Annotated in this window: 21 protein-coding genes; 4 read left to right on the top strand and 17 right to left on the bottom strand. The window is 71.0% G+C overall.

Annotated features, from left to right (window positions below; genetic code table 11):
• Positions 1–50: 50 nt before the first annotated feature.
• From ACSNOG_RS25270 to ACSNOG_RS25255, 4 genes are all read right to left on the bottom strand, one after another.
• Positions 51–497: a hypothetical protein gene (locus tag ACSNOG_RS25270; RefSeq protein ID WP_436754996.1), complete on the bottom strand. Its 447-nt coding sequence runs from the start codon at positions 495–497 to the stop codon at positions 51–53.
• 166 nt (positions 498–663) lie between these two features.
• On the bottom strand, positions 664–1,032 hold the full coding sequence (locus ACSNOG_RS25265; protein WP_436754995.1) for a holo-ACP synthase: 369 nt from the start codon (positions 1,030–1,032) through the stop codon (positions 664–666).
• A complete protein-coding gene (gene glmS / locus ACSNOG_RS25260; protein WP_436754994.1) occupies positions 1,029–2,876 on the bottom strand; it encodes a glutamine--fructose-6-phosphate transaminase (isomerizing) in 1,848 nt (615 codons plus the stop codon). Before glmS ends, ACSNOG_RS25265 begins: the two co-directional genes overlap by 4 nt.
• A gap of 109 nt (positions 2,877–2,985) precedes the next feature.
• Positions 2,986–3,234 carry a hypothetical protein gene (locus ACSNOG_RS25255; RefSeq protein WP_436754993.1) on the bottom strand — a complete coding sequence of 83 codons (249 nt, stop codon included), beginning with the start codon at positions 3,232–3,234 and terminating at the stop codon, positions 2,986–2,988.
• 219 nt (positions 3,235–3,453) lie between these two features.
• Here ACSNOG_RS25255 and coaA point away from each other — a divergent pair, with 219 nt between their 5' ends.
• Both coaA and ACSNOG_RS25245 read left to right on the top strand, forming a co-directional pair.
• The gene (gene coaA, locus ACSNOG_RS25250) at positions 3,454–4,446 is read left to right on the top strand and encodes a type I pantothenate kinase (protein WP_436754992.1); all 993 of its coding nucleotides are present in this window, start codon (positions 3,454–3,456) and stop codon (positions 4,444–4,446) included.
• A 32-nt stretch (positions 4,447–4,478) separates the two neighbouring features.
• A complete protein-coding gene (locus tag ACSNOG_RS25245; protein ID WP_436754991.1) occupies positions 4,479–5,426 on the top strand; it encodes a DUF389 domain-containing protein in 948 nt (315 codons plus the stop codon).
• A gap of 198 nt (positions 5,427–5,624) precedes the next feature.
• Here the strand turns inward: ACSNOG_RS25245 and glmM are convergent, their stop codons facing one another.
• The 4 genes from glmM to ACSNOG_RS25225 form a co-directional block, all read right to left on the bottom strand.
• Entirely contained in the window at positions 5,625–6,983 is a 1,359-nt protein-coding gene (gene glmM / locus ACSNOG_RS25240; protein WP_436754990.1) for a phosphoglucosamine mutase, read from the bottom strand.
• 195 nt (positions 6,984–7,178) lie between these two features.
• A complete protein-coding gene (gene rpsI, locus ACSNOG_RS25235) occupies positions 7,179–7,682 on the bottom strand; it encodes a 30S ribosomal protein S9 (protein ID WP_106681042.1) in 504 nt (167 codons plus the stop codon).
• A gap of 39 nt (positions 7,683–7,721) precedes the next feature.
• Positions 7,722–8,168 (bottom strand): 50S ribosomal protein L13, encoded by a 447-nt coding sequence (gene rplM / locus ACSNOG_RS25230; protein ID WP_106681041.1) that lies wholly within the window; start codon positions 8,166–8,168, stop codon positions 7,722–7,724.
• A 252-nt stretch (positions 8,169–8,420) separates the two neighbouring features.
• Positions 8,421–10,049, bottom strand: coding sequence for an ABC-F family ATP-binding cassette domain-containing protein (locus tag ACSNOG_RS25225; RefSeq protein WP_436754989.1), 1,629 nt, complete (start codon positions 10,047–10,049; stop codon positions 8,421–8,423).
• A 65-nt stretch (positions 10,050–10,114) separates the two neighbouring features.
• Here ACSNOG_RS25225 and ACSNOG_RS25220 point away from each other — a divergent pair, with 65 nt between their 5' ends.
• The gene (locus tag ACSNOG_RS25220; RefSeq protein WP_436754988.1) at positions 10,115–11,287 is read left to right on the top strand and encodes a hypothetical protein; all 1,173 of its coding nucleotides are present in this window, start codon (positions 10,115–10,117) and stop codon (positions 11,285–11,287) included.
• A gap of 27 nt (positions 11,288–11,314) precedes the next feature.
• Here ACSNOG_RS25220 and ACSNOG_RS25215 read toward each other — a convergent pair whose 3' ends face one another.
• Positions 11,315–12,145 (bottom strand): hypothetical protein, encoded by an 831-nt coding sequence (locus ACSNOG_RS25215; protein ID WP_436754987.1) that lies wholly within the window; start codon positions 12,143–12,145, stop codon positions 11,315–11,317.
• Between the two features lie 361 nt (positions 12,146–12,506).
• Here ACSNOG_RS25215 and ACSNOG_RS25210 point away from each other — a divergent pair, with 361 nt between their 5' ends.
• The gene (locus ACSNOG_RS25210) at positions 12,507–14,630 is read left to right on the top strand and encodes a glycosyltransferase (RefSeq protein WP_436754986.1); all 2,124 of its coding nucleotides are present in this window, start codon (positions 12,507–12,509) and stop codon (positions 14,628–14,630) included.
• A 54-nt stretch (positions 14,631–14,684) separates the two neighbouring features.
• Here ACSNOG_RS25210 and truA read toward each other — a convergent pair whose 3' ends face one another.
• From truA to map, 8 genes are all read right to left on the bottom strand, one after another.
• Positions 14,685–15,539 (bottom strand): tRNA pseudouridine(38-40) synthase TruA, encoded by an 855-nt coding sequence (truA, locus tag ACSNOG_RS25205; RefSeq protein ID WP_436754985.1) that lies wholly within the window; start codon positions 15,537–15,539, stop codon positions 14,685–14,687.
• Between the two features lie 79 nt (positions 15,540–15,618).
• Positions 15,619–16,083, bottom strand: coding sequence for a 50S ribosomal protein L17 (gene rplQ, locus ACSNOG_RS25200; RefSeq protein ID WP_030368392.1), 465 nt, complete (start codon positions 16,081–16,083; stop codon positions 15,619–15,621).
• 165 nt (positions 16,084–16,248) lie between these two features.
• A complete protein-coding gene (locus ACSNOG_RS25195) occupies positions 16,249–17,271 on the bottom strand; it encodes a DNA-directed RNA polymerase subunit alpha (RefSeq protein WP_004946635.1) in 1,023 nt (340 codons plus the stop codon).
• A gap of 147 nt (positions 17,272–17,418) precedes the next feature.
• Complete coding sequence (gene rpsK / locus ACSNOG_RS25190; protein ID WP_003948617.1) at positions 17,419–17,823, bottom strand: 30S ribosomal protein S11; 405 nt, start codon at positions 17,821–17,823, stop codon at positions 17,419–17,421.
• A 105-nt stretch (positions 17,824–17,928) separates the two neighbouring features.
• A complete protein-coding gene (gene rpsM, locus ACSNOG_RS25185; protein WP_030368393.1) occupies positions 17,929–18,309 on the bottom strand; it encodes a 30S ribosomal protein S13 in 381 nt (126 codons plus the stop codon).
• 178 nt (positions 18,310–18,487) lie between these two features.
• A complete protein-coding gene (rpmJ, locus tag ACSNOG_RS25180; RefSeq protein ID WP_003956441.1) occupies positions 18,488–18,601 on the bottom strand; it encodes a 50S ribosomal protein L36 in 114 nt (37 codons plus the stop codon).
• A gap of 59 nt (positions 18,602–18,660) precedes the next feature.
• Positions 18,661–18,882 carry a translation initiation factor IF-1 gene (gene infA / locus ACSNOG_RS25175; RefSeq protein WP_003956442.1) on the bottom strand — a complete coding sequence of 74 codons (222 nt, stop codon included), beginning with the start codon at positions 18,880–18,882 and terminating at the stop codon, positions 18,661–18,663.
• A gap of 163 nt (positions 18,883–19,045) precedes the next feature.
• Complete coding sequence (map, locus tag ACSNOG_RS25170) at positions 19,046–19,882, bottom strand: type I methionyl aminopeptidase (RefSeq protein WP_436754984.1); 837 nt, start codon at positions 19,880–19,882, stop codon at positions 19,046–19,048.
• Positions 19,883–19,957 lie beyond the last annotated feature (75 nt).

The raw sequence follows: 19,957 nt of genomic DNA, 5'->3' as shown, positions 1-19,957 counted from the left end.
CCCCCCCGCCCCCACCCCGGGGGCCGTTCGCGCGCCCAAGGCCTACGGCCTTACGAGCCGCACGCCCCCCGTACGTAGCTGAAGCCGTCCAGGAACAGCATGTCGCCGACGGCGGTGCCGGGACTCACCTGCCACGTCGAAACGACGGGCGCTTTCAGCTGCGCGGAATGGAACGTCATTGTCCGGGCCGAGGTGACGACATAGCCGCTGATGCTGCCCACATTCGCATTCTTCGCCACGAATTCCCCGGTCGCGCTGAAGGCGTAGGTCCAGTGCCCTTCGGGGGTGGAATTACTTCCGCCGCACCAGACGCCCACGACCTCGGGAGGAACGGATCCCCGTTCGTCACCGCCGGCACCGGCCGCAGCCGCCACCACTTCGGCGCTCGACGCCGGGGGGACGAAGCCCCAGGCGACGAGGGCTAGGGACAGGAAAACGGCGACAGTCAGAGCGCGGCAGAAACGCCACGCGTCACTATGGTTGACCGCAGATCGCATGTGATTCCCCCGACGCGGCATTATTCAATGCCGCGCTATCACGTAACACCCGCCGGAAACAAGGAAAAGGCTATCAGCCGGCCCACTTGATCGCACCGGCGTGACGCAAGGGGAAAACCCGAAGGCCCGGGCCGGGCCCGGGCCTTCGAAAGCGGGGCGCCCCGCCTCACTTCTCGGCGATCACCACCGCGGACGCGACCCCCGCGTCGTGGCTCAGCGACACGTGCCACGACGTCACCCCGAGCTCCTCCGCCCGCGCCGCGACGGTGCCCCGCACCACCAGCCGCGGCCGGCCGCTGGGCTCCGTCGTCACCTCGGCGTCCGTCCACAGCAGATTGCCCGGCGCGCCCAGCGCCTTGGCCACGGCTTCCTTCGCGGCGAAGCGGACCGCGAGGGAGGCGATGCCGCGCCGCTCGCCGCTCGGCAGATACAGCTCCCCCTCCGCGAACAGCCGCGCCGCCAGCCCGGGGGTGCGCCGCAGCGCGGCGTCGAAGCGGTCGATCTCCGCGACGTCGATGCCGACTCCGACGATCATTCGACGGTCACCGACTTCGCGAGGTTGCGCGGCTGGTCGACCTCGTTGCCGCGGGCCGTGGCGAGCTCGCACGCGAAGACCTGCAGCGGGACGGTGGCCACCAGCGGCTGCAGGAGCACCGGCGTCTGCGGGATCTCCACGAGGTGGTCGGCGTACGGCCGCACCGCCTCGTCACCCCGCTCGGCGATCACGATCGTCCGTGCGCCCCGCGCCCGGATCTCCTGGATGTTCGAGACGATCTTGTCGTGCAGCACGGAGCGCCCCCGGGGCGACGGCACGACCACCACCACGGGCAGGTCCTTCTCGATGAGAGCGATCGGCCCGTGCTTGAGCTCGCCCGCCGCGAAGCCCTCCGCGTGCATGTAGGCGAGCTCCTTGAGCTTCAGGGCGCCCTCCAGGGCCACGGGATAGCCCACGTGGCGGCCCAGGAACAGCACCGTGTTCTTGTCGGCCAGGGAGCGCGCGAGCTCGCGGACCGGCTCCATGGTCTCCAGGACCTCCTCCACCTGGCCCGCGATCTGCGACAGCTCGCGGATCACCGAGACGATCTCGTCGCCCCACTTGGTGCCCCGCACCTGGCCCAGGTACAGCGCGACGAGGTAGCAGGCGACCAGCTGGGTCAGGAACGCCTTGGTCGACGCGACGGCCACCTCCGGGCCCGCGTGCGTGTACAGCACCGCGTCCGACTCCCGCGGGATCGTCGAGCCGTTGGTGTTGCAGATGGCCAGCACCTTCGCGCCCTGCTCCCGGGCGTGCCGCAGCGCCATCAGGGTGTCCATGGTCTCGCCGGACTGGCTGATGGCGATCACCAGCGTCCGCTGGTCGAGGATCGGGTCCCGGTAGCGGAACTCGCTGGCCAGCTCCGTCTCGCAGGGGATGCGGGTCCAGTGCTCGATCGCGTACTTGGCGATCATCCCCGCGTGGTACGCCGTGCCGCACGCCACGATGACGATCTTGTCGGCTTCGCGCAGCACGGACGCCGGGATCCGCACCTCGTCCAGCGACAGCGTCCCCGCGGCGTCGATGCGGCCCAGCAGGGTGTCCGCGACGGCCTTCGGCTGCTCGGCGATCTCCTTGAGCATGAAGTAGTCGTAGCCGCCCTTCTCGGCGGCCGAGGCGTCCCAGTCGACGTGGTACGGCCGCACGTCCGCGGGCGCCCCGTCGAAGCCGGTGACGGTCACGCCGTCGCGGCGCAGCTCCACGACCTGGTCCTGGCCCAGCTCGACCGCCTCGCGGGTGTGGGCGATGAAGGCGGCGACGTCGGAGGCGAGGAAGGACTCGCCGTCGCCGAGGCCGACCACGAGGGGGGAGTTGCGGCGCGCGCCGACCACCACGTCCGGCTCGTCCGCGTGCACCGCGACCAGCGTGAACGCGCCCTCCAGCCGGCGGCAGACCTGGCGCATCGACTCGGCGAGGTCCCCGCAGGAGGAGAAGGACTCGGACAGCAGGTGCGCGACGACCTCGGTGTCGGTCTCCGACGCGAGGGCGTGGCCGCGCTCGGCCAGCTCGGCCCGCAGCTCGGCGAAGTTCTCGATGATGCCGTTGTGGACGACGGCGACGCGGCCCGGGTTGTCCAGGTGGGGGTGGGCGTTGGCGTCGTTGGGCGCGCCGTGCGTGGCCCAGCGCGTGTGGCCGATGCCGGTCGGGCCGGACGGCAGCGGCCGGTCCGCCAGCTCCTTCTCCAGGTTGGCGAGTTTGCCCGCCTTCTTCGCGGCGGCGAGACCGCCGTCGGCCAGCACCGCGACCCCGGCCGAGTCATAGCCGCGGTACTCCAGCCGCCGCAGCCCCGCCAATACGACATCGAGGGCGGACTGCCCTCCCACATAGCCAACGATTCCGCACATGCGGAGCAGGTTACGGCCCGGGCGGCCCCGTACGTGGCGGCAACGGCACAACCGTCCCCACGGACGGCGGCGGACCGGGGCGCCCGGACCGACCGGGCGCCCCGCCGGATCAGCAGCCCCGCTCGATCCTGTCGATGGCGTCCTGCACCATCTCCAGGTACTCGACCTCCTCGCAGCGCGGCTTGCTGCCGAGCTCGTAGCGGTCGAGGCAGTCGTCCAGGTCCTGGGTGAGGTCCTCGTCGGGCAGGGCGTCGGCCAGCTCGGCGCAGACGCGGGCGGCGAGGGCCTCCCGGTCGGCCTCGGCGGAGCGCCGGCGGGGACCGAGGGGGCTGCGGGGGTGGTTTCGGAGAGCGAACACGGCCGTCCCTAGCGTGATGCGGCCGCGTGGGGGGCAGGTGCGCGTGCGGCCTGCGAGCGGAACGTAGTGCCTGACCGGTCAGTAGGTATAGAGGTAAGTGAAAGTTCACCCAACGAGGGCAGCCGGTTACCGCCCGTACGAGGCGCACAAACCCCACAAGAACACCCGCTCCCGCCACCCGGAAGTGAGCCCCGGGCCCGACCCGCGCACAATGGGCCCGTGCCGACCACCACAGACCAGCCGCCGCAGCGCCGCCGCGCGGACTCGTCCCCGTACGTGGACCTGACCCGCGCCGAGTGGAGCGCCCTGCGGGAGAACACCCCGCTGCCGCTGACCGCCGAGGAGGTCGAGCGGCTGCGCGGCCTCGGGGACGTCATCGACCTGGACGAGGTGCGCGAGGTCTACCTCCCGCTGTCCCGGCTGCTGCACCTGTACGTCGAGGCCACCAGTCAGCTGCGGGGCACGCTGAACACCTTCCTGGGCGACGTGGGCGACGGGCACGGCTCCCAGCCCGGCACGCCCTTCGTCATAGGCGTCGCGGGCAGCGTGGCGGTCGGCAAGTCGACCACCGCGCGCCTTCTGCAGGCGCTCCTCGCCCGCTGGCCCGAGCACCCGCGCGTCGAGCTGGTCACGACGGACGGCTTCCTGCTGCCCAACGCCGAGCTGCAGGCCCGCGGCCTGATGTCGCGGAAAGGTTTCCCCGAGTCCTACGACCGGCGCGCCCTGACCCGCTTCGTCGCCGACGTGAAGGCGGGCAAGGACGAGGTCTCGGCCCCCGTCTACTCCCACCTGATCTACGACATCGTGCCCGGCGAGAGGCTGACCGTGCACCGCCCCGACATCCTGATCATCGAGGGCCTCAACGTCCTGCAGCCGGCCCTGCCCGGCAAGGACGGCCGCACGCGCGTCGGCCTCGCCGACTTCTTCGACTTCAGCGTGTACGTGGACGCGCGCGCGGAGGACATCGAGCGCTGGTACTACGAGCGCTTCACGAAGCTGCGGGCGACGGCCTTCACCGACCCCGATTCCTACTTCCGGCGCTACACCGAGGTCTCCGAGGAGGAGGCCCTGGACTACGCGCGCCGCAACTGGCGCACCATCAACAAGCCCAACCTGCTGGAGAACGTGGCCCCCACGCGCGGCCGCTCGAACCTCATCCTGCGCAAGGGGCCCGACCACAAGGTGCAGCGGCTGTCGCTGCGCAAGCTCTGACCTGACGGACCAACGACCGGACCGGGACGCCCATGCTCCATCTGCGGATGATCTGCCCGCCCGCGCGCACCGACGACGTGGTCGCCCTCGTCGAGCGGACCGTGGGCGCCACCCACCTGGCCGTCATCCCCGGCGCGGGCCGCGACCCGCACGGCGACATCGTGCTGTGCGACGTGGCGCGCGAGGCGGCCGACGAACTGCTGGGCGCCCTGCGCGCGAGCGGCCTGCCCGAGGTCGGCTCGGTCGCCGTCGAGGACGTCGACCTGCTGCTCTCCCGGCGCGCGCAGCACGCCGAGCTGGCCGCGCCCGGCTCGGGCGCCGACGCGATCGTGTGGGAGTCGCTGGTCGAGGAGACCCACGAGGAGTCCACGCTCACCATCACGTTCCTGGCGTTCCTGACGGTGGCGACGATGCTCGCCGCCTGCGGCGTGATCATGGACAGCGCGATCCTGATCGTGGGCGCGATGGCGGTGGGACCGGAGTTCGGCCCGCTGGCCGGGCTGTGCACGGCGATCGTGCGCCGGGCGCCGGGGCTCGCCTGGCGGTCGATGGCCGCACTGCTCGTGGGTTTCCCCGTGGCCATGGCCCTGACCGGCGGCTTCAGCCTGCTGATGGACGCGCTCGGGCTCTTCCACGAGGCGAAGTTCCTGGCCCCGCGCCCCCAGACGTCCTTCATCTGGCAGCCGGACGCCTTCTCCTTCGTGGTGGCGTTCCTGGCCGGTATCGCCGGCATCCTCTCCCTGACCTCGGCGAAGTCCGGAGCCCTGATCGGTGTGGCGATCTCGGTGACGACGGTGCCGGCCGCGGCGAACGCGGCCGTCGCCCTCTCCTACGGGGACTGGGCGGAGACCCGCGGATCGGCGGTGCAGCTCGCGCTGAACCTCGCGGGCATCGTGGTGGCGGGAACGCTGACGCTGCTCGTGCAGAAGTGGTTCTGGTCCCGCCACCGCGCCCCGGCGACCACCGGCCCGAAGACCTGAGCCCCCGGGCGCGCCGCGCCCGGCGTTTCCCTCCGCCGCAACGGCGAAAAGCCCCCACGGCGGAACCCGGCGGTGCCGAGCCGCCCCGGCCGGAGGCGGGCCCGGCACCGCCGAAACGCGCCGTCTCGATTCCCCGCCCTCGCGGCGGAAGAAAGACGCGGGCCCGCCCGGCCCCGGGGGACCCGGGGGGACCCGGGGCTAGCCCAGTGCCGACTTCACCACGTCGGCCAGCCGCTGCGCGACCGCCCGCGCCTGCTCGATGTCGGCGGCCTCCACCATGACCCGCACCAGCGGCTCCGTGCCCGACGGGCGCAGCAGCACGCGGCCGGTGGAGCCCAGCTGCTGCTCGGCGTCGGCGACGGCCGCGGCGAGCTCCTCCGAGGACTTCACGCGCGTCTTGTCGACGTCGCGGACGTTGATGAGGATCTGCGGCAGGCGCTCCATGACGGCGGCCAGGTCCGCGAGGGAGCGGCCCGTGGCGGCGACGCGCGCGGCCAGCATCAGGCCGGTCAGGGTGCCGTCGCCGGTGGTGGCGTGGTCGAGGACGATGACGTGCCCGGACTGCTCGCCGCCGAGGGCGAAGCCGTGCGCCTTCATCTCCTCCAGGACGTAGCGGTCGCCGACGGCCGTCTGGACCAGCTCGACGCCCTCGCGCTCCATGGCCAGCTTGAAGCCCAGGTTGGACATCACGGTGGCGACGACGGTGTTCTTGCGCAGCGAGCCCGCCTCGCGCATCGCGAGGGCCAGGACGGCGAGGATCTGGTCGCCGTCGACCTCGTTGCCCTTGTGGTCCACGGCCAGGCAGCGGTCGGCATCGCCGTCGTGGGCCACGCCCAGGTCGGCGCCGTGCTCGACGACGGCGGCCCGCAGCTTGTCCAGGTGCGTGGAGCCGCACTCGTGGTTGATGTTGAGGCCGTCGGGCTCGGTGCCGATGGTGATGACCTCGGCACCGGCGCGGGCGAACGCCTCCGGGGAGACGCGGGCCGCGGCGCCGTGGGCGCCGTCGATGACGACCTTCAGGCCGTCCATGCGGTTGGGGAGGACACCGATGAGGTGGGCGACGTAGTTGTCGAAGCCCTGGTCGTACTCGCGGACGCGGCCGACGCCGGCACCGGTGGGACGGTCCCAGGGCTCGCCGGAGGCGTGCGCCCGGTAGGTCTGCTCGATGCGGTCCTCCAGCTCGTCGGCGAGCTTGTGGCCGCCGCGGGCGAAGAACTTGATGCCGTTGTCGGGCATGGCGTTGTGGCTCGCGGAGAGCATCACGCCGAGGTCGGCGCCGAGGGCACCGGTCAGGTAGGCGACGGCGGGCGTGGGCAGCACCCCGACGCGCAGGACGTCCACGCCGGCGCTGGCGAGGCCCGCCACCACGGCGGCCTCCAGGAACTCACCGGACGCACGCGGGTCGCGGCCCACGACGGCCACCGGGCGGTGGCCTTCGAACGTCCCCGCCTCGGCGAGCACGTGCGCCGCAGCGACCGACAGGCCGAGTGCGAGCTCGGCCGTCAGATCGGCGTTGGCGACGCCGCGCACACCGTCCGTACCGAAGAGTCGTCCCACTGGTGTCCTCCGAAAAACGCGCGGATACGGGGCCTGCCTGTGAACGGGCCCCGCAATCAAAAGTGTCGGGTCAGGAACCGGAACGTTGACTTCAGGTATACGCCGATACGTCCCGGGTGACCGATAGCCGAAACGCCCCGGCGGGCACGGAGCGTGCCGCCGGGGCGTTCGAGCAGAAGCAGCGAAGCCGCGTGATTAGCGCTTGCTGTACTGCGGGGCCTTGCGGGCCTTCTTGAGACCGGCCTTCTTGCGCTCGACCGCACGGTCGTCGCGGCTCAGGAAGCCGGCCTTCTTCAGCGGGCCGCGGTTGTTGTCCACGTCCGCCTCGTTCAGCGCGCGGGCCACGCCGAGGCGCAGGGCGCCGGCCTGGCCGGAAACGCCGCCACCCGAGATGCGGGCGATGACGTCGTAGCGGTCGTCGAGCTCGAGCACCTTGAAGGGCTCGTTGACTTCCTGCTGGTGCACCTTGTTGGGGAAGTAGTCCTCAAGGGTGCGACCGTTGATCTTCCACTTGCCGGAGCCCGGAACGATCCGGACACGGGCAATGGCGTTCTTGCGACGGCCCAGGCCGGCAGCCGGCTGCGGGTCGCCGAAGCGGGACGCGAGGGACTCGGAGGTGTACTCCGACTCAACGACCTCGGTCTCGGTGGTGTACTCCTCGACGCCCTCGACCGGCATCTCGGCAGTGGTCTCAGCCACGATTCTCCTCAGACTTTCTGGTTCGGCGGTGGCCGGGACTTAGCCCTGCTTGACCTGGGTGATCTCGAACGGCTGCGGCTGCTGGGCGGCGTGCGGGTGCTCGGCGCCCGAGTAGACCTTCAGCTTCGAGAGCATCTGACGGCCGAGGGAGTTCTTGGGCAGCATGCCCTTGATCGCCTTCTCGACGGCCTTCTCGGGGTTCTTGTCGAGCAGCTCGTCGTAACGGACGGAGCGCAGACCACCCGGGAAGCCAGAGTGGCGGTACGCCATCTTCTGGGTCTTCTTGTTGCCGGACAGGTGCACCTTGTCGGCGTTGATGATGACGACGAAGTCACCCATGTCCATGTGCGGGGCGTACACAGGCTTGTGCTTGCCGCGCAGCAGGGAGGCGGCCTGAGAGGCCAGACGGCCCAGGACGACGTCCTGCGCGTCGATGATGTGCCACTGGCGCTGGACATCGCCGGGCTTGGGGCTGAACGTACGCACGGTCGTAGCCTTCGCTTCTTCAGTGAGTGGGTCCTGACACGGCCCGCCGGAGGCGGCTGCCTGCGAGGGACGCACTCCGGGGACGCAACCCGGGTGCATGCCGCTGGCGGCCACTCTGGTGGGCAAGCGTAAGGGCCCCTCGCGTGAGAACGACTAGCCAATACGCATAACGAACTCGTAGAGTACCGGGCGCCCACCGGCGGGGTCAAAACACATGGTCTCACCGGCGCCGGAGCGCAGCCACACGGCCCACTAGCGGCTGCGCGCCACGCGCCCCTCGTCCCACACCGGCTCCGGGACCTCGCGGACGCGGCCGTCCGCCCCGAAGACCAGGAAGCGGTCGAACGAGCGAGCGAACCAGCGGTCGTGCGTGACGCAGAGCACCGTCCCCTCGTAGGCCTCCAGCCCCTCCTGGAGGGCCTCCGCGCTCTCCAGGTCCAGGTTGTCCGTGGGCTCGTCCAGCAGCAGGGCCGTCGTGCCCGCCAGCTCCAGCAGCAGGATCTGGAAGCGCGCCTGCTGCCCGCCCGAGAGCTTCTCGAAGGGCTGGTCGCCCTGCTTCTCCAGCTCGTACCGCCGCAGGGCGGACATCGCCCCGCCGCGGTCCTTGGCGTGCTCCGTCCACAGGATGTCGGCCAGCGTGCGGCCCAGCAGCTCGGGGTGGGCGTGGGTCTGCGCGAAGTGCCCCGGCACGACGCGGGCGCCCAGCTTCCACTCGCCCGTGTGCGCCACGGGATTCTCGGTGTCCCCGGCCAGGAGCCGCAGGAAGTGCGACTTCCCGGAGCCGTTCGACCCCAGGATCGCGACCCGCTCGCCGTAGAAGACCTCCAGGCCGAACGGCTTCATCAAGCCGGTCAGCTCAAGGTCGACGCAGGTCACGGCGCGTACGCCGGTACGTCCGCCGCGCAGCCGCATCCGGATGTCCTGCTCGCGGGGCGGCTCCGGCGGCGGGCCCGCCTCCTCGAACTTCTTCAGCCGGGTCTGGGCCGCGGCGTAGCGGGAGGCCATCTCGTGGCTGACCGCGGCGGCCTGCCGGAGGTTGATCACCAGCTTCTTCAGCTGGGCGTGCTTCTCGTCCCAGCGCCGGCGCAGCTCCTCGAAGCGGGCGAAGCGCTCCTTGCGGGCCTTGTGGTACGTGCCGAAGCCGCCGCCGTGGACCCACACGTCGCTGCCCGCCGGGCCCGGCTCGACGCTGATGATCTTCTCGGCGGAGCGGGCCAGCAGCTCCCGGTCGTGGGAGACGAAGAGGACGGTCTTCTTGGTCTCGCGCAGCTTCTCCTCCAGCCAGCGCTTGCCGGGGACGTCCAGATAGTTGTCCGGCTCGTCCAGCAGCAGGACCTCGTCCGTGCCGCGCAGCAGGGACTCCAGGACGAGCCGCTTCTGCTCGCCGCCGGAGAGCGTGCGCACCTTGCGCCACTGGGCCTTCTCGAACGGGACGCCGAGCGCGGCCGTGGTGCACATGTCCCACACGGTCTCGGCCTCGTAGCCCCGGGCCTCGGCCCAGTCGGACAGGGCCTGCGCGTAGGCCATCTGCGCGGCCTCGTCGTCCCTCTCCATGATCGCGAGCTCGGCGGCGTCCACCGCCCGCGCCGCCTCGCGGATGCGCGGCTGGGCGACGGAGACCAGCAGGTCACGGACCGTACGGTCGTCCCGGACCGAGCCCACGAACTGCGGCATCACGCCGAGGCCGCCGCTGACGGAGACGGTGCCGCCGTGCGGCTGCAGCTCGCCGGCGATCAGGCGCAGCAGCGTCGTCTTGCCGGCGCCGTTGGCCCCGACGAGGGCGACCGCGGCGCCTTCGCCGACGCGGAAGGAGACATCGCCGAGGAGCACCCTCCCGTCCGGGAGGTAGTACTCCAGATGTGCCGCTTCCACGTGTCCCATGGGCGGGATTCTCCCTGCTCGCCAAGGGGGCGACCAACCCGTTTTCGCGGTTTACGATGCACGCCATGAGTTTTGGGCAGGCAGGGCCGTACGGGCCCCCGGGGGATCCGCAGCAGCCGCACCAGCAGCCGGGTCCGCCCCCGGGTCCGCCGCCGGGCCCGCAGCCCGGCGCGCAGCCGATGCCGCCGGCCGGACAGTTCGGGCCGCCGCCCGTCCTGTCGCCGCAGCCGCCGCAGCAGCCGCAGGCCGGGGCCCCGCAGGCCCAGCCTCCGCAGGCGCAGCCTCCGCAAGCCCAGCAGCCCGTCCCGCAGTCGCAGCCCCTGCCGCAGCAGGACGGCCGGCAGCAGCCGCAGCCGCCGGCCCAGCAGCCCGCGCCGCCCGCACCCCCCGCGCCGTGGGCCTCCGCCCCCGGCCAGGCCTCGCACACCCCCGACTGGGACGCCCTCGCCGACACCACCGCGGCCCGCGGCCGGCGCCGCAAGTGGCTGCTGATCGGCGGTGGCGCGCTGGCCACGGTCGCCGTGGCCGGCACCGTGGCGGCCCTCGTCGTCGGTTCGCACAAGGGCGGCAAGTCCGCCTCCGGTCTGCCGTCGCCGCAGAAGCTGCCGAGCTCCTCCGGCTCGCCCGAGCCGTCGTTCTCACAGGTCGCCCCGCCGCCCCCGCCCAATCCGCGCGACTTCATAGCCAGCGCGGAGAAGGACAAGGCGCCGCTGAGCACCAAGACGCTCTTCCCGCACAGCAAGCCCTCCCTCGACAAGCGCAAGTACGACCGCATCGACACGGCCACGACCGAGGACTGCGCCTCGGCGACGCAGGGCGGGCTCGGCTCCGTCCTGACGAGCAACGGCTGCCGGAAGGTGATGCGGGCGACGTACACGCGCGACGGGGTGGCCGTGACCGTCGGCGTCGCCGTCTTCGACACGAAGGCCGCCGCGGACAAGGCCAAGGAACAGTCCACCGGGAACATCGCCTCGCTCTCCGGCGACGGCCCCTCCTTCTGCCGGGCCACGGCCTGCCGCCTGACCGCCAATGCGGAGGGGCGCTACGCGTACTTCACCGTGTCCGGCTACCTGAACGGCAAGGCCGTCCCGGACGACGACAAGGACGCCCTGCAGGCGGGCCGCGACGTGGCGGGCTACACCTTCCGCCGCATCATGGCCCGCGCGAACTCCCAGGCGGCGGCCTCCGTGGCCACGCCGTCCGCGTCCCCGGGCAACGGCAACAAGAAGCAGGCGTAGCCGGGCGACCGGGCCGGGACGGCGGTGTCAGCCGCCGTCGCCGCCGTCCCCCGCCTCGCCGCCCTCCCCCGCCGCCATCGGCGAGGAGGGCGGCGGCACCGTGGGCGCCTTCTGTTCCGCGCGTTCCAGCTTGGCGATCTGGGCGTCCACGAGCTCCTGCGGGATCTCGACGTCCTCGGGGTCGGAGAGGCTGGTGGCGAAGAACATCGCGAGCGTCGCGCCCGAGCGCACGACCGTGATCAGGCTCGGCGCCCGCTCCGCCGCGTTCTCCAGCCGGTACGCCACCGCCTCGTCCCCCAGCCGGGGCGCCGTGAGCGTCCGCACCGCCCGGAACTCCTGGGGCTCGCCCTCCCCGGTGCGCATGCGGAAGCCGCCCGCGCAGCCGGCCGCGGCGGACCGCAGCCCCTCCAGGGTGGAGACCGCCCCGTCGCCGCGGTACGTGGAGACGCGGATCATCCCCATGAGGCCCTGGAAGTCGAGGTCCTCACCGGCCTTGGCGAAGGTGTTCACGACGGACGCGGCCGGCGCGGGCCGGGGCCGGGAGCCGAGGGCCTCGACGAGGGGCCGGCAGGAGGCGTCGTCCGCGACGGGCCGCCCGCCGCCGGCCGCCCAGCTGCTCGCCCGCTCGATCTGGAATCCGGGGACCTCGCGCGGCCCCAGCTCGACGTGCCGGAGCTGGGCAGAGCTCAGTATCCGCACGGCACCGCGCGTGCCCTTGGCCTCGCCGCGGCCGCCGCCGCGACCGCCTCCTCCGCCGGAGCCGCCGTTCCCGTCGAGTCCGCCGTCGCCGCCACTGCCGCCGCAGCCCGCCGTCAGCCCGAGGGCCACGACCGCGGAGACCGCCACCATCGCCTTCACAGGGCCCAGCCTCCCAGCGCCCGCGGGGTCCGTCCCCGCGCCACGCCCGGCCACCCGGTTACCCTCTGGACTGCCGTTCGATGCGGGCGCTTGACGGGAGCGTCGCGACTGCCCCTACAGTTCGCTCGCCCGAACAAACGAGCTCCCCACCCGGACGGTCCGAGGACGATCTCACCCTTGACGCAAGCGACGTGACTCAAGCCACAATGTAGCCTCGACAGGCAACCGAAATCCCTCCCAACGGTCTTTACCGACGGAATCGGACCGGACCAACGAAGCATCCGGCCGACAGGGGAGACCCGCACACCCAGGCCAGGGGGAAGGACGGACGCGCCGCCCGTAGCGCCGCGCACACACCGCCATGAAGATCTCTTTCCTTTTGCAGAACGCCTACGGCATCGGCGGCACGATCCGCTCCACCTTCAACGTCGCCAGTGCGCTCGCCGCCCGGCACGACGTGGAGATCGTGTCCATCCACAGGACCGGTGGCACACCCAAGCTCCCCCTGCACCGCAAGGTGAAGCTGGTCCACCTGATCGACACCCGCGCCGAGACCGGCGCCGACCGGGACAACCCGCTCCTGGAGCAGGACAGCGCCCACATCCCGCCCGTCGAGGCCAAGGGCGCCCACTTCAGCGCCCTGACCGACAAGCGCGTCGCCGAGCACCTCGCCCGCACCGATGCCGACGTCGTCGTCGCCACCCGCCCCGGCCTCGTCATGTACCTGGCCGAGTTCGGGCAGGAGCGCTATCTGCGGATCGGCCAGGAGCACCGGATCTACGGCACCCACGAGCCGAACATCCGCGCCGCCCAGGACCGCGCCATCCCGCACCTGGACGCCCACACGGCCGTCTCCGACGCCGACGCCGCGACCCACCGCGAGCAGTTCCCGGGCATCAGGACCAAGCTCGTCGCGCTCCCCAACGGCGTCCCCGCCTCCGAGGTCGAGCCCTCCGACGGCAAGGCCAAGCTCGTCGTCGCCGCCGGCCGCCTCATCCCCGTCAAGCGCTACGACCTCCTCGTCACGGCCTGGGCCACCGTCGCCGCCGCCCGCCCCGACTGGAAGCTGCGCATCTACGGCCGCGGCCCCCAGCAGGCCAAGCTGCGCGAGCAGATCGACCAGCTCGGCCTCACCGAGCACATCACCCTCATGGGCCCCCACTCCCCCATCGAGACCGAGTGGGCCAAGGGCTCCATCGCCGCCGTCACCTCCCGCGAGGAGTCCTTCGGCATGACGATCGTGGAGGCCATGAACTGCGGCGTCCCCGTCGTCGCCACCGACTGCCCGCACGGCCCCGGCGAGATCATCAAGGACGGCCACGACGGCCTCCTCGTCACCAACCTCGACAGCGACGCCATCGCCAAGGGCCTCCTCAAGCTCATCGAGGACGACGAGCTGCGCCGCACCATGGGCGAGAACGCCCGCGTCTCCGCCGAGCGCTACCACCCCGACGCCATCGCCCGCCGCTACGAGGAGCTCATCGAGAGCCTCGGCGGCGTCCGCGGCGGCTCCGCCCCGGCAGCGGCCCCCACCGGCGGCACCGCCGGCACCGCCGAGCGCAAGCCCGCGCCCGTCCCGCTGACGAAGATGCTGCGCCGCACCGCCGGCAAGATCCTCCGCCCCCTGCGCCGCGGCGTCGCCAAGCCCGCCACCCCGCCGGTGAAGGCCGCGATCAAGGAGATCGTCCGCAAGCCGCTGCGCTGCACCGCCTCCTGCCGCGTCGACGCCGACGGCAACATCCTCGTCTCCGTCGACCGCAAGGGCCTCTCCGGCGAGAAGCTCTCCCTCACGGTCACCCGCCGCAAGGAGGGCAAGCCCGTCAGCGTGCCCCTGACGGCACCGGCCGGACCCAAGGATCCCTACACCGCCGTTCTCGACCGCAAGCAGCTGCGCCTGGGCGAGGGCCGCTGGGACCTCCACGTCGTCCGCGGCGACGACGGCGCCCGCCGCCGTGTCGTCTCCCACCTCGCCGAGGGCCGCGGCCTGGTCGAGCTGGAGCCGCTGCCCGACGCCCCCTTCACCTGGTGGGTGCCCTACCCGACCGTCGACGGCTTCCTCGCCCTGCGTGCCTGGAACCGCCCCGTCCACGCCGAGGCCCGCCTCGTCCGCCAGGGCGAGACCGCCCTCACCGTCGAGGGCACCCTGCACGGAGCCGCCTTCGCCGACGGCGCCGAGCCCGTCCTCGTCGCCACGCCGCGCACGGAGACCGCCGACCGGGTGACCGCCGAGGTCACCGCCGTCGACAGCACGACCTTCCGTGTGAGCATCCCCTACGCCGAGCTGCGGCACGCCCGCGGCACCGGCGAGGAGAACACCGTCTGGGACCTGGCCCTGCGCCTCACCCCGGACGGCGAGCCGGTCAAGGTCGCCCGCCTCGTCGGCGACATCGTCGACCGCAACAAGACGGACCTGTACCCGAAGGTCGACGGCATCAAGCCGTACTTCACGGTCAACAGCGACCTGGCGATCAGCTGCCCCAGCTGACCCCCTCATGGGGGAAAGGGCCCGGCTTTCGCCGGGCCCTTTCCCCCATCCGTCTCAGCAGCAACCCGAACCGGGCAGCGACCTCTTGTTCCGAGCGGCAAGATTCCGCGCGGCAAGCTCGGAGTCGGCCGGGTACCCGACCTCCTCCAAGGTCAGCCCGTGCGGCCGCACCACATGCACCGCGGAGTCCCGCACGCCCGCGGCCAGCACCCGGCCCGGCCACTCCACCGGCCGGTGCCCGTCCCCGACGAACAGCAGCGCACCCACCAGCGACCGCACCATGTTGTGGCAGAAGGCGTCCGCCCGCACGGTGGCCGTGATGACGCCGGAGGCGTCCCGCTCCCAGCTCAGCTGCTGCAGCGTGCGAATGGTCGTCGCGCCTTCGCGCCGCTTGCAGTAGGCGGCGAAGTCGTGTTCACCGAGCAGCGCCTTCGAGGCCGCGTTCATGGCGTCGACGTCCAACGGCCAGTCGTGCCACAGCACGTGACCGCGCAGCAGCGGGTCGACACCGCCGTGATGGTCCGTCACCCGGTAGGCGTAGCGCCGCCAGATCGCGGAGAAGCGCGCGTTGAACCCGGCCGGCGCCTCGGCGACCTTCCACACCCGCACGTCGTGCGACAGCCGGCCGGCCAGCCGGCGCAGCAGCTTGTCCTCGTGCTCGGCCCACAGCTCGGCCGGCAGGTCGACGTGCGCGACCTGGCCCCGGGCGTGCACTCCGGCGTCGGTCCGGCCCGCGACCGTGAGCTCGAACGTCTCCTTGGACCGCGTCACGGTCCGGATCGCGTCCTCCAGCTCGCCCTGCACCGTGCGCTGACCCTCGCGCTGCTTGGCCCAGCCGGAGAAGTCCTTGCCGTCGTACGACAGGTCCAGTCGCACCCGCACGTGGCCGGGTGCCACCTCGTCACTCACCAGGGGTTCCTCTCAGAAATGCGGGACGGGCCCCCCCCCGGAAAAGGGGCGGGCCCGTCACTGACACGCATCAGCGGTGTCAGGCGTCCTTCGACTCCTCGGCCGGAGCCTCGGCGGCAGCCTCGGACTCCTTGACCGCACGCTTGGTGGCGGCCTCGGCCTCGGCAACGGTCGCCTTCTTGGCGATCTCGCCCTCGACCAGCTCGATCACGGCCATGGGAGCGTTGTCGCCACGGCGGTTACCGATCTTGGTGATACGGGTGTAGCCACCCGGACGCTCGGCGAAGCGCGGAGCGATCTCGGTGAAGAGCACGTGCACGATGCCCTTGTCCGTGATCGTCTGCAGCACCTGGCGACGGTTGTGGATGTCGCCCTTCTTCGCCTTGGTGATCAGGCGCTCGGCGACCGGACGCAGGCGGCGGGCCTTGGCCTCGGTCGTCGTGATGCGGCCGTGCTCGAAGAGCGACTTGGCGAGGTTCGCCAGCATCAGCTTCTCGTGCGCGGCACCGCCGCCCAGACGGGCACCCTTGGTGGGACGCGGCATGGTGTTTCTCCTAGGTGTCTGCCCCGGCCGTATCAGGTACCGGGGTCAGTATCCGAGCGGGCGGTCGCCCGTCGGAGACCCGCGCCCCCCGTGAGGGGCGCGGGGAACTGCGCGACCAGCCGAAGCGGACGCGCAGCCAAGATCGGACCGTAAAGGCCCGAGCTCTTAGTACTGCTCGGTCTCGACGAAACCGGCGTCCGCGTCGTCGTCCGCACCGAAGGCGTCCGCGGCGGCGGTCGGGTCGAATCCGGGCGGGCTGTCCTTGAGGGCCAGGCCCATGCCGGCCAGCTTCGCCTTGACCTCGTCGATCGACTTCGCACCGAAGTTGCGGATGTCGAGCAGGTCGGCCTCGGAGCGGGCGACGAGCTCACCCACGGAGTGGATGCCCTCGCGCTTGAGGCAGTTGTACGAGCGGACCGTGAGCTCGAGCTCCTCGATCGGCAGCGCCAGGTCGGCGGCAAGGGCGGCGTCCGTCGGGGACGGGCCCATGTCGATGCCCTCGGCGTCGATGTTCAGCTCGCGGGCCAGACCGAACAGCTCGACCAGGGTCTTACCGGCGGACGCCATGGCGTCGCGCGGGCGCATGGCCTGCTTGGTCTCGACGTCGACGATCAGCTTGTCGAAGTCGGTGCGCTGCTCGACTCGGGTCGCCTCGACCTTGTAGGTGACCTTGAGGACCGGCGAGTAGATGGAGTCGACCGGGATACGGCCGATCTCCTGGCCCACCTGCTTGTTCTGGACGGCGGAGACGTAGCCGCGACCGCGCTCGACGGTCAGCTCCATCTCCAGCTTGCCCTTGGCGTTCAGGGTCGCCAGGACCAGGTCGGGGTTGTGCACCTCGACACCGGCCGGCGGGGCGATGTCGGCGGCGGTGACCAGACCCGGGCCCTGCTTGCGCAGGTACATCACGACCGGCTCGTCGTGCTCCGAGGAGACGACCAGCTGCTTGATGTTCAGGATGAGGTCGGTGACGTCCTCCTTGACGCCCGGCACGGTGGTGAACTCGTGCAGGACACCGTCGATGCGGATGGACGTGACCGCCGCACCCGGGATCGAGGAGAGGAGCGTACGACGCAGGGAGTTGCCGAGGGTGTAGCCGAAGCCCGGCTCCAGCGGCTCGATCACGAACCGGGAGCGGAACTCGTCGACGACCTCTTCGGTCAGCGAGGGACGCTGAGCGATCAGCATGCGATGAATCCTTCAGTCATGGACACCCACTATTTGATGCCCTGAGGTACTACAAGGGTACGGGCGATACGGCCCCGAGGAGCCGTATCGCCCGTGTGCCGTACGAAGCGGCGCGATGATGATCAGCGGGCCTCGCGGCCCGACGGATCAGACGCGGCGGCGCTTCGGGGGACGGCAGCCGTTGTGCGGGGTCGGGGTGACGTCCTGGATGGAGCCGACCTCGAGACCGGTCGCCTGGAGCGAACGGATGGCGGTCTCACGACCGGAACCCGGGCCCTTGACGAAGACGTCGACCTTGCGCATGCCGTGCTCCTGGGCGCGGCGGGCAGCCGACTCGGCGGCCATCTGCGCGGCGAACGGCGTGGACTTGCGGGAGCCCTTGAAGCCGACGTGGCCGGCGGAGGCCCACGAGATCACGTTGCCGGTCGGGTCCGTGATGGACACGATCGTGTTGTTGAACGTGCTCTTGATGTGCGCGTGGCCGTGAGCGACGTTCTTCTTTTCCTTGCGGCGCACCTTCTTGGCAGCGCCCTGACGACCCTTGGGGGGCATGTCTTACTCCTGAATGGAGGGAGGTGGTCGGTCCTACAGCGAAGACCGCTGGAATGCGGGCGTCGCGGGGGTCGCCCCCCGGAGCACCGCAGCGTCCGCTGTGGACTACTTCTTGCCCGGCTTCTTCTTGCCGGCGATGGCGCGACGCGGGCCCTTGCGGGTACGAGCGTTCGTGCTGGTGCGCTGACCGTGGACCGGCAGGCCACGACGGTGACGCAGACCCTGGTAGCAGCCGATCTCGACCTTGCGGCGGATGTCGGCCTGGATCTCGCGACGGAGGTCACCCTCGGTCTTGAGGTTGGCGTCCACGTACTCGCGGATCTTGACCAGGTCCTCTTCGGGAAGGTCACGAACGCGGGTGTTCGGGTTCACACCGGTGGCGGCGAGGGTCGCCTGCGACTGGGTGCGGCCGATACCGAAGACGTAGGTGAGTGCAACCTCCACGCGCTTGTCGCGCGGGATGTCAACACCGGAAACGCGTGCCATTCAATGGCTCCAGATGTTCTCGGGGGTCTGACACAGAACCGATCCCGGCCGCCGTACTAGGTACGTTCCGGGTCCCCGGCCCCCGCCGGAGGTATCGCCAGTGATCACTGGACGGGTTCTGCGTATGTACGTTTTTGCTCGCGTCGCGCGAAGAAACTGCGGAAGTGCAGGTTCTGCGTCAGCCCTGGCGCTGCTTGTGGCGCAGGTTGTCGCAGATGACCATGACCCGGCCGTGGCGGCGGATCACCTTGCACTTGTCGCAGATCTTCTTGACGCTCGGCTTGACCTTCATGGGTGTGAGGTTCTCCGGGTCAGTGCCGTCGCCCCGTACGAGCGGGACGGCGACAAGATCTACTTGTAGCGGTAGACGATCCGGCCACGCGTCAGGTCGTAGGGAGAGAGCTCCACGACGACCCGGTCATCCGGAAGGATGCGGATGTAGTGCATCCGCATCTTGCCGCTGATGTGCGCGAGGACCTTGTGACCGTTCTGGAGCTCCACCTTGAACATTGCGTTCGGCAGAGACTCGATCACGGTGCCCTCGATCTCGATGGCACCTTGCTTCTTGGCCACGCTTCGCCTTTCGAATCGGCTACCTTGATCAACTCTCGTATGTGCGTGCCAACGGCACGAAGGCATGCAGATACACGAGAGCCGACGCGTCAGTCTACGTCAGGGCAACCCGAAAGACTAATCCAGGGGTGACTGCCCAGCCGCAGTGATCCTTAAGCGGCGCTCACGCGAGGGGGTCCGGGGCCGCCGTCACGCCGTATTCCGCGAGCTTCGCCTTGCCGCCGTCGACCGCCGTCAGGACCAGCGGCCCTTCCTCCGTCAGGGCGACCGAGTGCTCCCAGTGGGAGGACCAGGACATGTCGTCCGTCAGGACCGTCCAGTCGTCCTCCAGCACGTGCGTACGGGCCGTGCCGAGGCTCACCATGGGCTCGATGGCGATGCAGAAGCCCGGGACGAGCTTGGGGCCCTTGCCGCGCTTGCGGGAGACGTAGTTCAGCAGGTGCGGGTCCATGTGCATCTCGGAGCCGATGCCGTGGCCGCCGTAGTCCTCGATGATCCCGTACTTCCCGGAGGCCGGGCGCGGCTGGCGGCGGATGTAGCCCTCGATGGCCCGGGAGATGTCCACCAGGCGGTTGCCGTTCTTCACCGCGGCGATGCCGGCCCACATGGACTCCTCGGTCACCCGGGAGAGCTCCAGCAGCTCCGGAGCGTGCCCGGTGCCGACGAAGGCGGTGAAGGCCGCGTCGCCGTGCCAGCCGTCGACGATGGCGCCGGCGTCGATGGAGATGATGTCACCGTCCTTCAGGACGGTCCTGGTGTCCGGGATGCCGTGGACGACGACCTCGTTCACCGAGGTGCAGATCGTGGCGGGGAAGCCGCCGTACCCGAGGAAGTTCGACTTCGCGCCGTGCTCGGCGATCACCTTGCGGGCGACGTCGTCCAGGTCCTTGGTCGTGGCGCCCGGCACGGCCGCCTCCCTGGTGGCCGCGTGCACGGCGGCGACGACCAGGCCGGCCTCGCGCATCTTCGCGATCTGCTCGGCGGTCTTGATCTCGACCATGGGATGCCTTCCTGGGTCTTTCGGTCCACATACTCAAACAAACACTACGGCCGCGGTGCCCCGAAGGGCACCGCT

This window comes from Streptomyces sp. URMC 124 (assembly GCF_051386455.1).
Taxonomy (GTDB): domain Bacteria; phylum Actinomycetota; class Actinomycetes; order Streptomycetales; family Streptomycetaceae; genus Streptomyces.
This window is presented reverse-complemented; position numbering and strand designations above follow the sequence as displayed.